This window comes from Vibrio sp. J2-3(2022) (assembly GCF_021725735.1).
Classification (GTDB): domain Bacteria; phylum Pseudomonadota; class Gammaproteobacteria; order Enterobacterales; family Vibrionaceae; genus Vibrio; species Vibrio diabolicus.
This window is the reverse complement of record NZ_JAKKCK010000005.1, coordinates 173238-191323: the sequence shown is the minus strand read 5'-3', so window position 1 is coordinate 191323 and position 18086 is coordinate 173238. Positions and strand designations below refer to the sequence as shown.

Below are 18086 nucleotides of genomic sequence, written 5' to 3'. Positions count from 1 at the left end.
ATTTTTAAATATTGTTTTTCGTCATCTCAACAACTTTCATTGCTTCGATTGTCTCTTCAAAGTCATGCACACGAATGATCTGCGCGCCTTTCATTGCTGCAATCGTAGCGCAAACGACACTCGCATTTGTACATTCAGCCGCAGGCTTATCCAACAATTTAAAAATCATTGATTTACGAGACATGCCAGCCAAAATTGGCAGGCCGAATTCATGAAACTTTTCAAGATGAGCGAGCATATGATAATTGTGTTCTATCGTTTTGCCAAAGCCAAATCCAGGATCGAGAATCAGTTGAGATTTATCAATCCCTGCTGCTTCACATGCCGCGATACGTTCTTCTAGAAAGGCAGATACGTCGCTCATCACATCATCATAATGAGGTGCAACTTGCATGGTTCTAGGTTGACCTTTCATATGCATCAGACAAATTGGAAGCTTTGCTTCTGCTGCGACTTCGAGAGCACCAGGTTCTTGCAAAGATCGAATGTCATTGATCAAATCTGCACCAGCATCAATAGCTTGACGCATAACTTCCGCTTTACTGGTATCGACCGAAATCCACACATCGTACTTTTCACGAATGGCCTTGATTACTGGGACAACACGTCGAAGTTCTTCTTCTAAAGACACATCTGGCGCGCCAGGCCTTGTCGACTCCCCACCAACATCAACAATGCTTACACCAGCCTTTATCATTTTATCAACTTGAGCAAGGGCGAGTTCAATCGAGTTGTATTTACCACCATCCGAAAAGGAATCCGGAGTCACATTTAGAATGGCCATAACATGTGGACGGGAAAGATCTAAAGATTTGTTATTTGCTGTAATCATCATCATAAACACAAAAACCCCGAGATAACTCGGGGTTTATTATTATCAACACTCTTTATTCAGAGTCTTTCTTTTCAGGCGCTTCGCTAGAAGTCGCTTCTGGAGAGCTAGACTTTTCTGCATCTTTCGCAGCGTCCGTTGCTTCTTCTTTAACTTCTGGCTTTGCTTGAGGCTTCTCGCTGTCTTCAGGTTTGCTAGTTGAGTTATCACTCCAACCCGCAGGCTCACGAATTTCAGCTTTGCGCTCCATTAAATCATCAATTTGACGAGCATCAATGGTTTCATACTTCATCAGCGCATCTTTCATCGCATGCATGATATCCATGTTTTCTTGAAGAATCTTCTTCGCACGGTCATAGTTGCGGTCAATGATTTGACGAACTTCATCATCAATCAGCTTCGCCGTATCATCAGATACATGCTTAGTCTGAGTCACGCTACGACCAAGGAACACCTCACCTTCATCTTCTGCATACAGTAGAGGACCAAGCTTTTCAGAGAAACCCCATTGAGTAACCATCTTACGAGCAATATCAGTTGCACGTTCAATATCGTTTGACGCGCCTGTTGAGACTTTATCAGCACCGTAGATAAGCTCTTCCGCTAGACGACCACCGTACAAGCTAGAGATCATAGACTCTAGATGCTGGCGAGACATGCTGACACGGTCTTGCTCTGGTAGGTACATAGTCACACCCAACGCGCGACCGCGTGGAATGATCGACACCTTGTACACTGGATCGTGCTCAGGTACTAAACGACCAACAATTGCGTGACCCGCTTCGTGATAAGCCGTTGACTCTTTTGTCTCTTCAGACATAACCATTGAACGGCGCTCGGCACCCATCATGATTTTGTCTTTCGCTAATTCGAATTCAACCATAGAAACGTTACGCTTGTTACCGCGCGCAGCAAATAGCGCCGCTTCGTTGACTAGGTTTGCTAAATCAGCACCAGAGAAGCCTGGTGTACCACGAGCGATTAGAGAAGGCTCTACGTCACCTGCTAGAGGGACTTTACGCATGTGTACTTTTAGAATCTGCTCACGACCACGTACATCTGGCAATCCAACCACTACTTGGCGGTCAAAACGACCAGGACGTAGCAACGCTGGGTCAAGAACGTCTGGACGGTTAGTTGCAGCGATTACGATGATACCTTCGTTACCTTCGAAACCATCCATCTCTACTAGCATTTGGTTTAGTGTTTGCTCACGTTCATCGTGACCACCACCAACACCAGCACCACGCTGACGACCTACCGCATCGATTTCATCGATGAAGATAATACAAGGCGCTGCTTTCTTAGCTTGTTCGAACATGTCACGTACACGAGATGCACCGACACCCACAAACATTTCTACGAAATCTGAACCCGAGATGGTAAAAAATGGTACTTTTGCTTCACCAGCAATGGCTTTCGCTAGAAGCGTTTTACCCGTACCAGGAGGACCAACCATTAACACACCAGTAGGAATCTTACCGCCCAGTTTTTGGAAGCGGCTTGGATCACGCAAGTAGTCCACCAGCTCTTTCACGTCTTCTTTTGCTTCGTCACAACCAGCGACGTCAGCAAAAGTTGTCTTGATTTGTTCTTCGCTCATCATTCGAGCTTTGCTCTTACCAAAAGACATGGCGCCTTTACCGCCGCCGCCTTGCATTTGACGCATGAAGAAAATCCATACACCAATCAGTAAGATCATTGGGAACCAAGAAATGAAAATAGTACCAAGCAAGCTTTGCTCTTCTGGAGGCGTGCCCTGTACTTTCACGTTTTGGTTAATTAGGTCATCTAGAAGCTTTTGGTCATACACTGGCATGTAAGTGACCATTTTGGCACCGCCGCCACGACGAACAAAGCTAATTTCACCGTCTTTAAAAGTTGCTTCTTGAATCTGGCCTTGGCCAACTTCCTGTACAAACGTGGTGTAATCCACGGTTCTGCCATTGCTTTCTCCAGGGCCAAAGCTCTGGAATACCGACATCAATACGACGGCGATAACAAGCCACAGAATTAAATTTTTTGCCATGTCACTCAAGGTGTAAGCCTCTCGATAACTAATTGTAATTAAAGGTAGGGTACTACAGTTCATTCACTGTAGCTATAGTGTTAACACGCTCTCAAGAGAGCAAAATGGTTAACCTTTGTAACCAGTGGCTACAACAAAGACTTCTCGAGAGCGAGCTCGCGATGAGTCTGGTTTTCTAATTTTTACGGCTTTAAACATGTCTCGGACTTCTTTCACATACTGATCGAAGCCTTCCCCCTGGAAAACCTTTACGACAAAGCTACCATTAGGCGCTAGAACTTGTCGACACATATCTAAAGCCAATTCAACTAAATACATAGCACGAGGTTGGTCAACAGAGTTATTTCCCGCAATATTAGGTGCCATGTCAGACATTACTACGTCTACCATTGAAGGTTGGATTCTTTCTAGCAAAGCTTCCAATACTGCATCATCGCGAAAGTCGCCTTGTAAAAAGCTGACACCTGCAATCGGGTCCATAGGAAGCAAATCACACGCAATGATCTGACCACTGTCTCCTACTATCTTAGCAGCATATTGAGACCACCCGCCCGGTGCCGCACCCAAATCGACGACTGTCATCCCAGGCTTTAACAATTTATCTTTCGTTTGAATCTCATCGATCTTGAAATAAGCACGTGAGCGATAGCCTTTTTTACGAGCCTCATTCGCGTATTTATCATCAAAGTGTTCTTTCAACCAACGACCAGAACTAGCCGAATGTTTTTGTTTACTCATTTTAATCCCAACAAGGCGCAAATTGGAGCTATTGTTTTAATAGGCGCTACCTATTACTCAATAAATTATAGTCTTCAGCAATAGATGGCGTTAAAATAGCTTTTTTCAACCCTTATTTTAAAGAAAATTGGCCGCGTAATGAACCTAAGCACCAAACAAAAGCAGCACCTTAAAGGCCTAGCTCACAGTTTAAAACCTGTCGTGCTAATGGGCGCAAATGGACTTACAGAAGCCGTGCTAGCAGAAATTGAAATCGCTCTTAACCATCACGAACTGATCAAAGTAAAAGTTGCTTCAGAAGATCGTGAAACAAAACAGCTAATCATCGACGCTATCGTACGTGAGACGGGCGCAGAAAAAGTTCAGACTATTGGTAAAGTGCTTGTGCTGTACCGCCAGTCTGAAGAGCGTAAAATCGAAATCCCTCGTAAGTAATTCTACTTACGTTGCTGAAGAAAAAAGGTCGCCATTGGCGACCTTTTTGCGTTTTATTGGAGTAACAGACTACTCTCAACGACTTAGATGTACTCTACTCGGTCGATTTCGAAGTCTTTCGCGCCACCCGGAGTTTGAATAGCAACCTCATCGCCTTCCATCTTACCGATCAAGCCACGAGCAATTGGTGAGCTTACTGAAATACGGCCAGCTTTAATGTCTGCTTCGTCATCACCAACAATTTGGTATGTTTTTTCTTCTTCGGTGTCGATGTCAATCAAGGTTACGGTTGAACCAAAAATAACTTTACCCGTGTTCTCCATCTTCGTTACATCAATTACTTGAGCAACTGACAGTTTGTATTCAATGTCACGGATTTGTGCTTCACAGATACCCTGCTCTTCTCGAGCGGCGTGATATTCTGCGTTCTCTTTTAAATCACCTAACTCACGAGCTTCAGCGATTGCCTCTGAAATTTGAGGACGTAGTTTAAGTAGACGATCGAGTTCTGCACGTAGCTTTTGCTCGCCACGTAGTGTCATTGGAACTTTTTCCATTTTATAACCTCAAGCCCAAATGGGTCTTTGGACAAAAAAAAGCCCACCCTGCCATAGGGCTGGGTAGTGCGCTTAAAGATGTATTTCATTTAGTGTAAACAAACTCCCGGACGAAATCATCTTAATTCGAAAGGCTGTAAGACTATGCATTTTCGGCATAATGATATAAGTCACTTTTAGAACGATTCTAGAGTGCATCACTGTCGCAATTTGTTGAAAAACAACACTGTTCATTACACCAAAAACATCAAAAAAGATAAAAACTAATCAATGTCAGACGAATGTTATAGCCACAAAATATCATTTAAAACAAAAAGTTAAATCAAAATACAGAACAATCGAACAGTGTTCATCGATACGATTTATATCATTTTACTAACTCATACGGAAACTTTAGCAGTAAAACATGTCCAGCGAGTTGTTAGATCAAAGGCTTACAAGGGCGAATTATACCGCTCATTGGCCGATTATAGACCAACAACTTGTGAGAGATTACCTCTCCCCCATACAACAATGATTATGGACAGCTAACTAGGACAAATAAGATGAAAAAGACTCTAATTGCTCTTTCTGTATCTGCAGCAGCTATGGCAACTGGCGTAAACGCAGCTGAACTTTACAACCAAGACGGCACTTCTCTAGAAATGGGCGGCCGTGCTGAAGCACGTCTATCTATGAAAGATGGCGACGCTCAAGACAAATCTCGCATCCGTCTAAACTTCCTTGGTAAACAAGAGATCAATGACAACCTATACGGTGTTGGTTTCTGGGAAGGTGAATTTGAGACTGCTCAAAACGGTACTGTAGACGGCGACGACAAGAGCGATCTAGAAACTCGTCTTGCTTACGCTGGTCTTGGCGGTGCTTACGGTGAGTTCGCATACGGTAAAACTGAAGGTGCACTAGGCGTTATCACTGACTTCACAGATATCATGGCTTACCACGGTAACTCTGCAGCAGACAAACTAGCTGTAGCAGACCGTACAGACAACATGATGGCTTACAAAGGTCAATTCGAAAACCTAAGTGTTAAAGCAAGCTACCGCTTCGCTGACCGTGTAGAACAAAACGGTGAATACTCTGATAACAAACAAGACGGCTACTCTCTATCAGCTATCTACGCTGTAGCAGACACTGGTCTTGAGCTTGGTGCTGGTTACGCAGACCAATACGATGCAAACGAGTACATGCTAGCTGCATCTTACACAATGTCTGATCTTTACTTCGCTGGTATCTTCACAGATGGCGAAAAAATGACTGACACATTCAACAACACTGTTGATTACACTGGTTACGAACTAGCGGGTGCTTACACGCTAGGTCAAACAGTATTCACAACGACGTACAACAATGCAGAAACTGACAACGAGACTTCTGCAAACAACTTCGCTGTTGATGCTTCTTACTACTTCAAACCTAACTTCCGCGGTTACGTTTCTTACAACTTCAACCTAATTGACGCTGGCGATAAGTTCGGCTCAACTAGCGGTAAGACAGTTGCGAACAAGATCGATGCTGAAGACGAGCTAGCTCTAGGTCTACGTTACGACTTCTAATTCCGGTCTTTGACTAGAATATCGAATGCCCGCTTCAAGCGGGCATTTTTTATACTCCATTTTAAGCCGCGCGCCTTTCTCTCATGTCTCATTCCTGATGACATATAAAGCATTTCTTTAGTTACCTAGCATATTGAAAGGACTTGCGTATACTCAATCACATAACTCACCTTAGAAAGTATCATTATGCGTTTACGTTGGCCCTTGCTCATATTCTCTTCATTACTTTCTGCTTTTTCACAAGCGTACCCTCATCAAGAAGTGTTGCCGGAAGGCTCTCGCATCAGTTTAGTCGCGGAAAAACTCAGTGAGAATGCTGAACTTGACGGTGTTCATCCTACCGAACAATTATTCCCACCAGCCAGTACATTAAAAATCGTCACAGCATTAGCGGCGAAGTTAGAGCTGGGTGATAACTTCCGCTTTCGAACCAAGCTAGAAGCGTCGAGCTCAGACGCAGTGATTTACTTTGTCGGCGATCCAACGCTCCAAACCAACGATTTAAAATCACTTCTTACCCTAGCCAAGAAAAATGGTTTAAAACGTATTGACGGTGACTTATGGCTCGATAACAGCGCATTCACTGGTTACAACCGTGCAGTAGGCTGGCCGTGGGATATCTTGGGAGTTTGCTACAGCGCTCCGGCATCGACCATCACACTCAATAACAACTGTGTGCAGGCTTCTATCTATACGCAAAAAGACGGTGGGACTCGAGTCTACGTACCTGAGCATCAACCTATTCGTGTAACAAGTACTGTCGAGACCGTTTCTAAAACCATTAAGAAAAGTCGTCATTGCGATTTAGGCTTAGTCGCAAACCCTGATAACAACTACAAACTAACTGGATGCTTAGTTGAGAGGGAGAAACCATTGCCACTTAAATTTGCCGTTCAAGATCCCGAACTTTATACCAGCCATAGATTGGCAGCTTTGCTTAAGCAGCTCAATATTGAGTTGTCAGGAAAGATTAGGATCGGCTCGGCTCCGGAAAAACAGCGCAAGCTAATCGCCATGCATCAATCAGAAGCATTACCAGACATTCTGGAAGAGATGCTTAAAAACTCTGATAACTTGATTGCAGATACATTAACCAAAACACTTGGCGCTAAGTTTTTTGTTCAGTCAGGTAGCTTTGCCAACGGTACAGAGGCGATCAAGCAGATCATTTTCGCCAACACTGGTATTGATATTCGTAATGCGCGCCTGGAAGACGGCTCAGGACTTTCGCGAAACAACCGTATTTCCGCCACCAAAATGGCGGAAATTCTTCGTTATATTTGGAAGCACGAAGACGAGCTTAAACTGATCGCCATCATGCCGAAGTCAGGTGAGTCAGGCACACTAAAGTACCGACAAAGTATGCGAAAGTTGCCAATTAAAGGACAATTGATCGCCAAAAGCGGCTCCCTCTACGGAACTTACAACATGGCCGGATATGGCTTGGATAAAAATGGTCAACCTAATACCGTTTTTGTTCAGTTTGTTTCAGACTACTTCCCAGAAAAAAGGGACGATAACAAACCTGTCATCGCCCCTATTACACATTTTGAGCAGCTTTTTTACAATGATATTGTGAACTTTAGTCAGGCAATACCTAAGAAATAGTTCACCACGTTAAAGTAAATCCACATTCCTGAAATATCGACGATAGACGCAAGAACTGGACTCACCAATACGGCTGGGTCCAACTTGCAAGCTCGTGCAATAATTGGCAACAGCCCGCCCAATGTTGTAGAAATGGTGACTTGAATGAACAGCGCAACTGCTATTGCCAGTGCGATATCGGTAAGTTCAAAGCCCCCTGTAGATTGACCGGCACTAAATAACATAATGCGTCCAATCATCACGATAGCGATAGCTAACGCAATAAATAGAGCAACGCGGCTCTCTTTCCACAAAACCTCTAGCCATTGGCGTTTTTTTAGCTCTCCAGTTGCAAGAGCACGAATCACCAAAGTTGCAGCTTGTGTTCCTGTATTACCACCAGCCGCAGCGATCACAGGCATGTACACCGCAAGCAAAACGAGCTGGCTAAGGGTGTCCTCATACTGAGCAATGATCAAACCCGACACAATCCCTAAAAGGGCCAGTGCAATGATCCACCCAATACGCTGCTTCACGTGCCCCAAAACACTAGTCGATAAATAACCATCAGGTGTATCAACTTCAGACATATGCAAACCCAATTGGTGAGCATAATGACGTGCGCGTTTGTCATGGTCTGCTTGCTCAAGTTGAGCAATAAGACTATTCACATAACCGACAGAGCAATGCTGTAAAATACCTACCGCCTCATCAATCGGCATGATCGTAAGCAAATGGACTTGTTGCTCTTGCTCATACTGCAAAAATGCATTGCGAGCTGCACCAATTTCTACCTCAGAAAAGTTTGGTGTTGTTTCAATAAAAGTGTTGTTCATTACCGTCATGGCGAATCTCCCGATTGGCATTGGTAACGACCATCGACAAGGCACGCAAAGTCAATCTTGCATACTTAAAGTCATACAACAATTAAGATGCACAGAGAAGACCAATGCGGATGCACTGTCTATTCAGAATGTATGAAGGAAATAACGAGAAGAAAATTAGAAAAGATGCCTCACCACTTAGGTAAGGCGGAGATCGCCAATACCGAAGCGGGTTATTTCGCTCCCTTGCTCTTACTCACCCAACGACTGGGAGGATGGTCGGTATTGTTCATGTAAATCTCCGATAACGCTGCCATTATTGGCAGCGTGAGTATAGTAGCAAAGTTCAACATGTTTGGAAGTTTTACTTTGTCTTTTTCGCTAAATTTTTATACAAAAAAAGCGCCCATCAGGCGCTTTCATTTGCAGCGATTATTGATTACTGAATAGTAATACGTGCAAATTTACGTTTGCCTACTTGGAACACGTAAGTACCCGCTTCTGGAGCAAATTTGCTGTCCGCAATTTTTTCACCATCTATCTTCACAGCGCCCTGCTTAACCATACGCATCGCATCTGACGATGATGGGCATAAGCCAGCCTCTTTCAACAGATTGCTCACTGGGCGACCTGCATCAAAATCAAATTCTGGCATTTCATCAGGAATTTGGTTCTTCGCAAAACGGTTTACGAATTCTTGCTCTGCCGCATCTGCATCAGCTTCACTGTGGAAACGAGCAATAATTTCTTTTGCTAGCAATACTTTGATGTCACGAGGGTTTTTGCCCGCTTCTACATCAGCTTTGAATTGAGCAATCTCTTCCAGAGGACGGAAAGATAGCAGCTCGTAGTAGCTCCACATTAGGTCATCAGAAATAGACATGATTTTACCAAACATTTCGCTTGGCGCTTCGCTGATACCGATGTAGTTGTTTGCTGACTTAGACATCTTCTTCTCGCCATCAAGGCCCACTAGAAGAGGCATCATCAGAACAACCTGTGGTTTTTGACCGTGAGACTTTTGCAGTTCACGACCCATTAGCAGGTTGAACTTCTGGTCAGTACCACCAAGCTCAACGTCAGTTTCCATTGCTACTGAGTCCCAACCTTGTAGAAGTGGGTACATGAATTCATGAATAGCAATTGGCTGACCACCCGCGTAACGCTTTTTAAAGTCATCACGTTCTAGCATACGAGCAACAGTTTGGTTTGCAGCAAGACGAATCATACCTTCTGCACCAAGCTCAGATAACCACTCAGAGTTGAACTGAATCTTAGTTTTTGCAGGGTCTAGAATTTTGAATACCTGCTCTTTGTAAGTTTCTGCATTACGCAATACGTCTTCGCGGCTTAGCGGTGGACGTGTTGTGTTTTTACCTGTTGGGTCACCAACCATTGCAGTGAAGTCACCAATTAGGAACGTCACCTCATGACCTAGCTCTTGGAACAAGCGAAGCTTATTGAAAATAACCGTATGACCTAGGTGAATATCTGGAGCCGTAGGATCCGCACCCAATTTAATACGTAGAGGACGGTCTTCTTTTAGTTTTGCGATAAGCTCTTCTTCTGGAATCAGCTCTTCAACACCGCGCTTAATCTCGGCTAGTGCAGCTTCAATGCTCGCCATTCTTGTTCACTCCCACAGATTTGGCAAAAATATAATAGCTGAACATATTACTTGAATAGCGATGCATTTTGAAACACGTTAGACTAGGTAGTTGTCAATTTTTCCGTTTAATTTAGCAATCAAGTACCTCATGCATTCGATTTTTGTCCGACTTCCACTCTTGCACAAAGTATTGATCGGTTTTTTTAGTGCGCTGATTATCTTCGCGCTCTTCTTTTTACCTGATCCGCAAGACCTAGACCCGCAGCAGAGCCGATTAAAAGTTGGTCAACATTATCCTGTGCCAGTTTCCCTAGAACTCAGTGCACTAAACAGTTCGTCTCCAGCGTCCGCCGCTGTACTGCGTTGGGAAACGTACAAAGTGAAAAATGGTGAGAGTGCCGCCATCTTGTTTAGTCGCGTGGGGCTTTCTGCCCGTCTATTGCATGAGCTTGTCTCATCAGACAAAGAAGTGGAAAAGCAATTAACCCGACTTCGACCTGGCGATCGATTGCAATTCGGTTTTGATGAAAACAACGACTTAGTACAGTTAAGAAGAACATTAAGCGCATTCGAAACTTTTCGTATCACGTTAAAAGACGGCAAATACGTCTCAGAAGTCGATAAAAAAGAAGTCGACTTCCAGTACAACTACGCTGAAGCCACCATCAAATCAAACTTTTGGAATGCGGGGATCTCTTCAGGATTAAATGGCAACCAAATCATGGAACTGGCCGGCATATTTGGCTGGGATATCGACTTTGCTTTAGATATTCGTAAAAACGACAGCTTCCGAGTGCTTTACCAAGAGGAAGTGGTAGAAGGTGAAGTAATCGGCCGCGGAAAAATCATTGCTGCGATATTTAAAAACCAAGGCGATACCTTCACCGCAATACTGGATCAGAAAAGTGGCAAGTATTACGACGAAAATGGACGAGCAATGAAAAAAGCGTTCTTGCGCGCGCCGTTGGATTTCCGTCGAGTTTCGTCTAACTTCAACCCACGCCGCTTACACCCTGTAACGGGACGCGTTCGTCCTCATAGAGGCACGGACTATGCTGCACCAGTGGGCACCCCGATTTGGGCGGCTGGCGATGGTGTCGTTCAAAAATCGTCTTACAACAAATTTAATGGTAACTACGTTTTCATTAAACATAGCAATACTTACATTACCAAGTACCTGCACTTAACCAAACGTACGGTACGAGCTGGTCAACGCGTTAAACAAGGCCAAACCATTGGTACGCTTGGCGGAACTGGCCGTGTAACTGGCCCTCATCTGCACTACGAGTTCCTTGTGAATGGTGTCCATAAAAACCCGCGCACGGTGAATTTGCCACAATCTAAATCCCTAACAGGAAAAGCGAGACAAACTTTCATGGCAAACGCGAAAATTAGCATGGACAAACTTGAGCGCTACAGCAAACTGCTAGCAATGAAGTAAGCCAGGTATTGAAAAGGGCAGCTCAGCTGCCCTTTTTGTTTCTTTAATATCATCACGATGAAGCTTACTTTTCGGAGTGATGCTCTCTCCCGATCATAAGCAAACACGGTGTCAGAACTAACGTTAGCAAAGTCGCAAACGCCAAACCACCCGCGACAGCAGTCGCAAGCTGAGACCACCATTGAGTGCTTGGTGCGCCAAACTCCACTTTCTGGTTAACTAAGTCGATGTTCATTTCTAACACCATTGGCAATAAGCCTAATATGGTGGTCACCGTCGTGAGTAAAACGGGTCTTAAACGCTGCACCCCCGTACGCAAGATAGCCTCAGATTTTTCTAAACCACGTTTACGCATCTGATTATAAGTATCGATTAAAACAATATTGTTGTTTACCACGATACCAGCCAACGCAATCACTCCAATTCCCGACATAATGATGCCAAATGGCTTTTGGAAAATAAGTAACCCAGCGAAGACACCAACGGTAGAAAACAGCACTGCACTAAGGATTAAGAAAGCTTGATAAAAGCTATTAAACTGCGTAATTAAAATCAAAGCCATCACACCAAGCGCGACAATAAAAGCATTTTGCAAGAATGCTGATGAGTTTTCCTGCTCTTCATTTTGACCCCGAATCTTATATTCAATACCTTCCGGTAAGTCGAGCTGTTCCATTCCAGCGGCAATCTTCGGTAGCTCAAGCGCCAAATTGTAACCTTCCACCATGTCTGCTTTGATATTGATAACTCGATGGCCGTCTACACGACGAATGGTATCTTGCTTCTGATCTGGCTTAATTTGAGCAAAGTTCGTGATTGGCACCAAACCAGCCGCCGTTTTCACTCTCAGTTGATCAAATCGACCAATATCGCGCTTATCTTGTGGATAGCGCACCAAAATATCGACTTCTTCATCCGCATCATCGGGCAAATAATCGCCTATTTTCAAACCGTTTGTAACAAACTGAACAGTATTCCCGACTAAGGTCGCATCCGCTGCAAAGCGAGAGGCGTCATCTCGCTGGATATCAATTTGCCAATCAATCCCTTCCTTATTAGTGGTATCACTCAAATTGGTCAGTGCAGGATTACCATCAGCCCAGTGTCGGACTTTTTTGGCCGCTTCATCTAACGCACTAACACTCAAGTTTCGTGATGACACTTCAATCACGAGATCATGCTCGACAGGCGGTCCTGCGTCCGGGAATTTATACTCAAGTTCAACACCATAAAAGCGATCTGTGGTCTCTTTTAGCTCTTCAATAATGGTTTTCACTTTGCGTCGATACTGCCAATCCACAGGCGTTATCTGAATCTGGCCGATTTCATCCCCATTATCACTTGAGCCTGTACGCGTGTAGACACTTTCAAACTCGTCATGACCGAGCATCACCTTCTCGATTTCGCGCATAACAACATCTTTTTCGTGAATAGACAGGTCACCATAAGAACGAACTTTAACGGTAAAAAAGGCAGGGTCCACTTCAGGGAAAAACTCTGCACCCAAGCCAGCTTTGTTGTAAGTGAAGCCGACACCTGCCGCTAGCAGTATCGCGCTGAGTAAGACTTTCCATGGATGACGAATCGCTACCGACAGAGTCTGGTAATAAAGCTTGGTAATGCCTGTCGCTTTTTCAAAGTTGCCGTTATGCAGCTCAACCATTTCTCGCTGAGCTTTCTGATTGACTACTTGAGGCTTGCCAATGATCCCACCGATGACAGGAACGAACAGTAAAGCCATCATCAGCGAAGCGGCCAAGGTAGCAATTAAAGTAAGTGGTAAGTACTTCATGAACTCACCTGTGATGTCTGGCCAGAAAAGTAACGGAGCAAACGCAGCCAATGTGGTTGCTGTGGATGCGGTAATAGGCCAGGCCATTCGCTTTGCTGCATCTCGATAGGCTTCTTTACGAGGTGTACCCTCTTGCATGCGCCTATCCGCAAACTCTGTCACCACAATGGCACCATCCACCAACATGCCCACCGCCATAATTAAAGCAAACAGTACGACGATATTGACCGTCAGCCCAAATACCGATAACACCAACAACCCAGTCAAGAACGATCCTGGAATAGAAACCCCCACGAGAAGCGCGGTCCTAACCCCCAATATGGCGATAATGACGATCACTACGAGGATAATTGCGGATAAGATATTGTTTTGTAGATCACTGAGCATCAATTTGACATCGTCGGATTGATCCCAAGTGTATTTAACTTGCAAATTACTTGGCCACTCCGCTCGCAGTTGTCCTTGAGCAATCACCTCTTTGACTAACGCTACGGTTTCAATAATGTTCTCGCCCGCACGCTTTTTCACGTCAAGCACAATGGCAGGCTCACCATCTAAACGAGCAAAACTTTCAGGGTCGCGAAATGCACGTCGTACTGTCGCCACATCGCCAAAAGTGATCACCTCTTTGCCATTCACCTTGATCGGTAGTTCAAGCACATCTTTCAGTGAATCAAAAACCGATGGGACTTTTACCGAAAAGCGTCCATACCCAGTATCGACAAACCCCGCTGCCACAACCCGGTTATTCAAGGCGATTAAATTATAGATATCCGCTTGATCGAGACCGTAGCTTTCCATTAATAGTGGATCGACAACTATCTCCACGATGTCTTCGCGATCTCCTGCGATTTCAACCTCAAGAATCTGACGGAAACTTTCCAAGCGATCACGTAACGTTCTAGCAATCTGAACAATGGTTCGCTCTGGTACGGTGCCATAGAGCACAACGGTCAAAACAGGCTCTTCAGATGCAAACGTGACTTCGTTTACCGTTGGCTCATCACTGTCCTCTGGCAATTTTGGCTTCGCAAGGTCAACGGCGTCTCGGACATCTGCCATCGCTTTATCAAGATCCACTCCAACACTAAATTCCAGCGTCACCGAAGCATGACCTTCTGATGCCACAGAGGTCATCTCTTTTACGCCTTCAATTGAACGCAGCTCTTGCTCTATTGGGCGAACCAATAAACGCTCAGCATCGACAGGAGAGATGCCTTGATGTCCAACAGAAACATAAATGATCGGAATGGTAATATCAGGGCTCGATTCCTTGGGGATTGTGACGTAAGTAATGACACCGGCAATTAATATCATCACCAACAATGTCAGCATAGTGCGAGCGCGAGATAACGCAGCATCAATCAGAGTGTACATAGGTGCTCCTTACTACTCATTAGCCGCTTCAATAACTACGTCATCAACTTTATTGGCCAGTACTTGATCACCATCTCGCACAAAACCTTGTCCCAGCACGATAATGTCTACACGCTCTCCTAACCCAGAGAGCCACACACCATCATCCTCGGCCTTAACGAGTTGAATTGGAACAAACTCAACATGCTCATTACGCAGTGTCTTGACACCTAAGTTACCTTCTTCATCTAGTGCCAACATGGCAGCCGTAATCTTTACCGCCAACACTTCACTCAAAGGCAGCTGTACTTCTGCGCTCATACCAGCAGGAATTCTTGCGTCTTGATTATCAATTTCGATTTCAATTGGAAACGTATTAGTAGAAGCAGAAGAAACACGTCCAATGTAGCGCACACGACCTTGATGATGTTGTTGGTTAATGGTTCTTACGTCGGCTTCTAGGCCTTCCTTAAGATATTGTATATGCCGTTCACTGACATCGGCTTCAATCACTAAAGTATCCAAATCAATGACCGTCGCAATAGGATCGCCAATCCCTACAAAGTCGCCTAACTCAACAAAGTGGTGATCAACAATGCCATCGAATGGTGCTTTCACCTCGGTATTTCTTAATGCCGTTTGCACGTTGCTCAAATTCGCTCGAGCATCCACCAATGCCGCTTGTGCTGTCGCAAACGCAACTTCGCCCTGTAGTCCGCGACTTTTTAGCGACTGAGCTGCATTAAACTCTTTCTCTTTAACCAACAGCATCGCCTGAGCCCGCTTGAGCTGAATACCAAGATCGCGCTTGTCGATGCTTGCGATCACTTGCCCCTGCTTGACTGTTTGACCTTTTTCTATATTGAGGCTGACTATTTTACCGGCGACTTCAGCGCCAAGGCGCGCTTGACGATTGGGGGCAGTCCGTCCATACAGTTCGATGGTTTTACTTGTGGGTTCAGCAATAAAAGTGTCAAACATCACCTTTGCAAGTGGCGTGGTGTTCGTTGAAGAGGATGAAGAATTGAGATTATCATCTTGTGCTTTCAGTTGACCGATTGCCAGCCATGCAACAAGAAGCAATATGAGGATAAGAGATACTAGCCACGGGCGCTCGACAATGCGACGTCCGAAAGACGATCCAGACATATAAAGTCCTTTTTATTATTTCTCTGCATATTCTGCGAGAGCGACTTTACGTGACATCCTTCTACGTAAAGTTCAGGCAGCCACTGGCTGCCTGATTGGTGTTAATTACACACTGAACGATGCTCCACAACCACATGTTGTCGTTGCATTTGGGTTGTTTACAAAGAAGCGCGCTCCTTCTAACCCTTCTGTGTAGTCAACAATGCCGCCAACGAGATATTGCAGACTCATAGGGTCTACAACCAGTGTTACACCACTGTTTACGATTGTCGTATCGCCTTCGTTTACATTTTCATCAAAAGTAAAGCCGTATTGGAAGCCGCTACAGCCGCCACCAGTAATGTATACGCGCAGTTTCAATGCTGGGTTTTCTTCTTCAGCAATCAATGCTTTAACGCGAGATGCTGCTGCGTCAGAAAAAGATAATGGTACGTTTACTTCGCTCACGAAGACCTCTCTCACTCGTGTAATGCGTCAAGCCTGAAGCAAGACGTCAAATTTGTGCTAATTGAGACGATTATCCAATACCTGACAAACTCGTTCAAGTATTCACCGCCGATTCTTTATAACAGATGCGGATATATAAGATTACACTGCGAAACAACACATAAATTAAGCAAAACGTTTCTAACTTGATTATAGCTAGGTACAATGCGCTCCACTTGGTCCGAGCAATCAAAAGAGGATAACCCCATGACCAAATCATCAGAGCTGTATCAAAAAGCTCAGCAAACCATCCCTGGCGGTGTCAATTCACCAGTTCGTGCATTCAACGGCGTTGGCGGCTCTCCGCTATTTATCGAACGAGCAGACGGTCCACTGATTTTTGATGCCGATGGTAAAGCGTACATTGATTACGTTGGCTCTTGGGGTCCAATGATTCTTGGCCACAACCACGCGGTTATCCGCGAAGCCGTCATTGACGCAGCGCAACGTGGCCTTAGCTTCGGCGCGCCGACAGAGCTTGAAATCGCGATGGCAGAGTTAGTTTCTGAACTTGTTCCATCAATGGAGCAAATCCGTATGGTAAGTTCTGGTACCGAAGCGACTATGAGCGCGATTCGCCTTGCTCGTGGCTTCACTGGTCGCGACAAGATCATGAAGTTTGAAGGTTGTTACCATGGTCACGCAGACAGCTTGCTAGTCAAAGCGGGCTCTGGTGCACTGACCCTTGGTCAACCTAGCTCTCCTGGCGTTCCTGCAGATTTTGCTAAGCACACGCTAACAGCAACATTCAACGACCTAGATTCTGTACGCAAGCTATTCGCTGCTAACAAAGGCGAAATCGCTTGTATCATCGTTGAGCCAGTTGCAGGCAACATGAACTGTATTCCACCAGTGGAAGGCTTCCACGAAGGTCTACGTGAAATCTGTGATCAAGAAGGCGCGCTACTAATTTTTGATGAAGTTATGACAGGCTTCCGTGTGGCACTTGGTGGCGCACAAGCGCACTACAACATCAAGCCAGACCTAACGACACTGGGTAAAGTGATCGGTGGTGGTATGCCAGTGGGTGCTTTCGGTGGTCGTAAAGAAGTAATGCAATACGTTGCGCCAACGGGTCCGGTTTACCAAGCGGGTACGCTTTCTGGCAACCCTGTCGCAATGGCTGCAGGCTATGCATGTTTGAACCTTCTTAAAGAAGAAGGCAACGAAAAACGCCTAGCTTCAAAAACCAAACAACTAGCAGATGGCTTTAAGTCTCTAGCAGAGAAACACGGTATTCCTCTGGTTGTGAACCAAGTGGGCGGCATGTTCGGCTTCTTCTTCACTGACCAAGAAAAAGTGACTTGCTACGAAGACGTAACGAAGTGCGATGTGGAACGCTTCAAGCGCTTCTTCCACTTAATGCTCAGACACGGTGTCTACCTAGCGCCTTCAGCGTTCGAAGCGAGCTTTACTTCCCTTGCTCACGGTTCAAAAGAAATCGATGCCACGCTAGAAGCGGCTGACCGCTGTTTTGCAACTCTTGCAGAAGAAGCAAAATAATCGCTTAAAAGCTGCGATAACTAATTTAAAAAAGGACCATCACGGTCCTTTTTTATTGCCAATTCAATATAACCAATACTGCTAAAACACCAATAACAATGCCAAACCACGGTATTCGTTTGGCTTTTTTCTCGGTTTGACACTTTTTATCACCGTTGCAACAACCCATAGTTCATCTCTTGATTGATAACC

General features: G+C 44.9%; 14 protein-coding genes. 5 read left to right on the top strand and 9 right to left on the bottom strand.

Annotated features, from left to right (window positions below; translation table 11 throughout):
- Window positions 1-4: 4 nt before the first annotated feature.
- The 3 genes from folP to rlmE all read right to left on the bottom strand — a co-directional run bounded on the left by folP (window position 5) and on the right by rlmE (window position 3599).
- Window positions 5-835 (bottom strand): dihydropteroate synthase, encoded by an 831-nt coding sequence (gene folP, locus L3V27_RS18085; protein WP_031780413.1) that lies wholly within the window; start codon window positions 833-835, stop codon window positions 5-7.
- Between the two features lie 52 nt (window positions 836-887).
- Window positions 888-2861, bottom strand: coding sequence for an ATP-dependent zinc metalloprotease FtsH (gene ftsH / locus L3V27_RS18080; protein ID WP_041852890.1), 1974 nt, complete (start codon window positions 2859-2861; stop codon window positions 888-890).
- Between the two features lie 108 nt (window positions 2862-2969).
- Window positions 2970-3599: a 23S rRNA (uridine(2552)-2'-O)-methyltransferase RlmE gene (gene rlmE, locus L3V27_RS18075; protein ID WP_005388985.1), complete on the bottom strand. Its 630-nt coding sequence runs from the start codon at window positions 3597-3599 to the stop codon at window positions 2970-2972.
- A gap of 138 nt (window positions 3600-3737) precedes the next feature.
- Here rlmE and yhbY point away from each other — a divergent pair, with 138 nt between their 5' ends.
- Complete coding sequence (gene yhbY, locus L3V27_RS18070) at window positions 3738-4034, top strand: ribosome assembly RNA-binding protein YhbY (RefSeq protein ID WP_005380066.1); 297 nt, start codon at window positions 3738-3740, stop codon at window positions 4032-4034.
- 83 nt (window positions 4035-4117) lie between these two features.
- On the opposite strand, the gene greA is transcribed toward yhbY, so the two are convergent.
- Window positions 4118-4591, bottom strand: a complete 474-nt coding sequence (greA, locus tag L3V27_RS18065; protein WP_005380065.1) for a transcription elongation factor GreA — start codon at window positions 4589-4591, stop codon at window positions 4118-4120.
- Window positions 4592-5136: 545 nt separating this feature from the next.
- On the opposite strand from greA, the gene L3V27_RS18060 reads away from it, so the two are divergent.
- Entirely contained in the window at window positions 5137-6147 is a 1011-nt protein-coding gene (locus tag L3V27_RS18060) for a porin (protein ID WP_012841444.1), read from the top strand.
- 186 nt (window positions 6148-6333) lie between these two features.
- Window positions 6334-7755 carry a serine-type D-Ala-D-Ala carboxypeptidase gene (gene dacB / locus L3V27_RS18055; RefSeq protein ID WP_164666319.1) on the top strand — a complete coding sequence of 474 codons (1422 nt, stop codon included), beginning with the start codon at window positions 6334-6336 and terminating at the stop codon, window positions 7753-7755.
- Here dacB and L3V27_RS18050 read toward each other — a convergent pair.
- Window positions 7734-8579 (bottom strand): magnesium transporter, encoded by an 846-nt coding sequence (locus tag L3V27_RS18050; protein WP_237312454.1) that lies wholly within the window; start codon window positions 8577-8579, stop codon window positions 7734-7736. The two genes, dacB and L3V27_RS18050, sit on opposite strands and share 22 nt — an antisense overlap.
- 418 nt (window positions 8580-8997) lie before the next feature.
- The gene (gene tyrS, locus L3V27_RS18045; RefSeq protein ID WP_017820416.1) at window positions 8998-10185 is read right to left on the bottom strand and encodes a tyrosine--tRNA ligase; all 1188 of its coding nucleotides are present in this window, start codon (window positions 10183-10185) and stop codon (window positions 8998-9000) included.
- Window positions 10186-10315: 130 nt separating this feature from the next.
- Here tyrS and L3V27_RS18040 point away from each other — a divergent pair, with 130 nt between their 5' ends.
- Window positions 10316-11608: a peptidoglycan DD-metalloendopeptidase family protein gene (locus L3V27_RS18040; protein WP_150919375.1), complete on the top strand. Its 1293-nt coding sequence runs from the start codon at window positions 10316-10318 to the stop codon at window positions 11606-11608.
- A gap of 64 nt (window positions 11609-11672) precedes the next feature.
- Here L3V27_RS18040 and vmeK read toward each other — a convergent pair whose 3' ends face one another.
- From vmeK to erpA, 3 genes are all read right to left on the bottom strand, one after another.
- Entirely contained in the window at window positions 11673-14777 is a 3105-nt protein-coding gene (vmeK, locus tag L3V27_RS18035) for a multidrug efflux RND transporter permease subunit VmeK (RefSeq protein WP_237312453.1), read from the bottom strand.
- A gap of 12 nt (window positions 14778-14789) precedes the next feature.
- Window positions 14790-15905 (bottom strand): efflux RND transporter periplasmic adaptor subunit, encoded by a 1116-nt coding sequence (locus tag L3V27_RS18030; protein ID WP_237312451.1) that lies wholly within the window; start codon window positions 15903-15905, stop codon window positions 14790-14792.
- Window positions 15906-16010: 105 nt separating this feature from the next.
- On the bottom strand, window positions 16011-16352 hold the full coding sequence (gene erpA, locus L3V27_RS18025) for an iron-sulfur cluster insertion protein ErpA (protein WP_005380031.1): 342 nt from the start codon (window positions 16350-16352) through the stop codon (window positions 16011-16013).
- 246 nt (window positions 16353-16598) lie between these two features.
- Between erpA and hemL the strand changes: the two genes are divergently transcribed.
- Entirely contained in the window at window positions 16599-17894 is a 1296-nt protein-coding gene (gene hemL, locus L3V27_RS18020) for a glutamate-1-semialdehyde 2,1-aminomutase (RefSeq protein WP_237312449.1), read from the top strand.
- Window positions 17895-18086 lie beyond the last annotated feature (192 nt).

Bases quoted from the DNA above. Each gene is read 5' to 3' on its own strand.
- L3V27_RS18050 (WP_237312454.1), bottom strand. From the start codon at position 8,579: ATGACGGTAATGAACAACACTTTTATTGAAACAACACCAAACTTTTCT.
- greA (WP_005380065.1), bottom strand. From the start codon at position 4,591: ATGGAAAAAGTTCCAATGACACTACGTGGCGAGCAAAAGCTACGTGCA.
- folP (WP_031780413.1), bottom strand. From the start codon at position 835: ATGATGATTACAGCAAATAACAAATCTTTAGATCTTTCCCGTCCACAT.
- L3V27_RS18040 (WP_150919375.1), top strand. From the start codon at position 10,316: ATGCATTCGATTTTTGTCCGACTTCCACTCTTGCACAAAGTATTGATC.
- vmeK (WP_237312453.1), bottom strand. From the start codon at position 14,777: ATGTACACTCTGATTGATGCTGCGTTATCTCGCGCTCGCACTATGCTG.
- L3V27_RS18060 (WP_012841444.1), top strand. From the start codon at position 5,137: ATGAAAAAGACTCTAATTGCTCTTTCTGTATCTGCAGCAGCTATGGCA.
- hemL (WP_237312449.1), top strand. From the start codon at position 16,599: ATGACCAAATCATCAGAGCTGTATCAAAAAGCTCAGCAAACCATCCCT.
- dacB (WP_164666319.1), top strand. From the start codon at position 6,334: ATGCGTTTACGTTGGCCCTTGCTCATATTCTCTTCATTACTTTCTGCT.
- L3V27_RS18030 (WP_237312451.1), bottom strand. From the start codon at position 15,905: ATGTCTGGATCGTCTTTCGGACGTCGCATTGTCGAGCGCCCGTGGCTA.
- yhbY (WP_005380066.1), top strand. From the start codon at position 3,738: ATGAACCTAAGCACCAAACAAAAGCAGCACCTTAAAGGCCTAGCTCAC.
- ftsH (WP_041852890.1), bottom strand. From the start codon at position 2,861: ATGGCAAAAAATTTAATTCTGTGGCTTGTTATCGCCGTCGTATTGATG.
- tyrS (WP_017820416.1), bottom strand. From the start codon at position 10,185: ATGGCGAGCATTGAAGCTGCACTAGCCGAGATTAAGCGCGGTGTTGAA.
- rlmE (WP_005388985.1), bottom strand. From the start codon at position 3,599: ATGAGTAAACAAAAACATTCGGCTAGTTCTGGTCGTTGGTTGAAAGAA.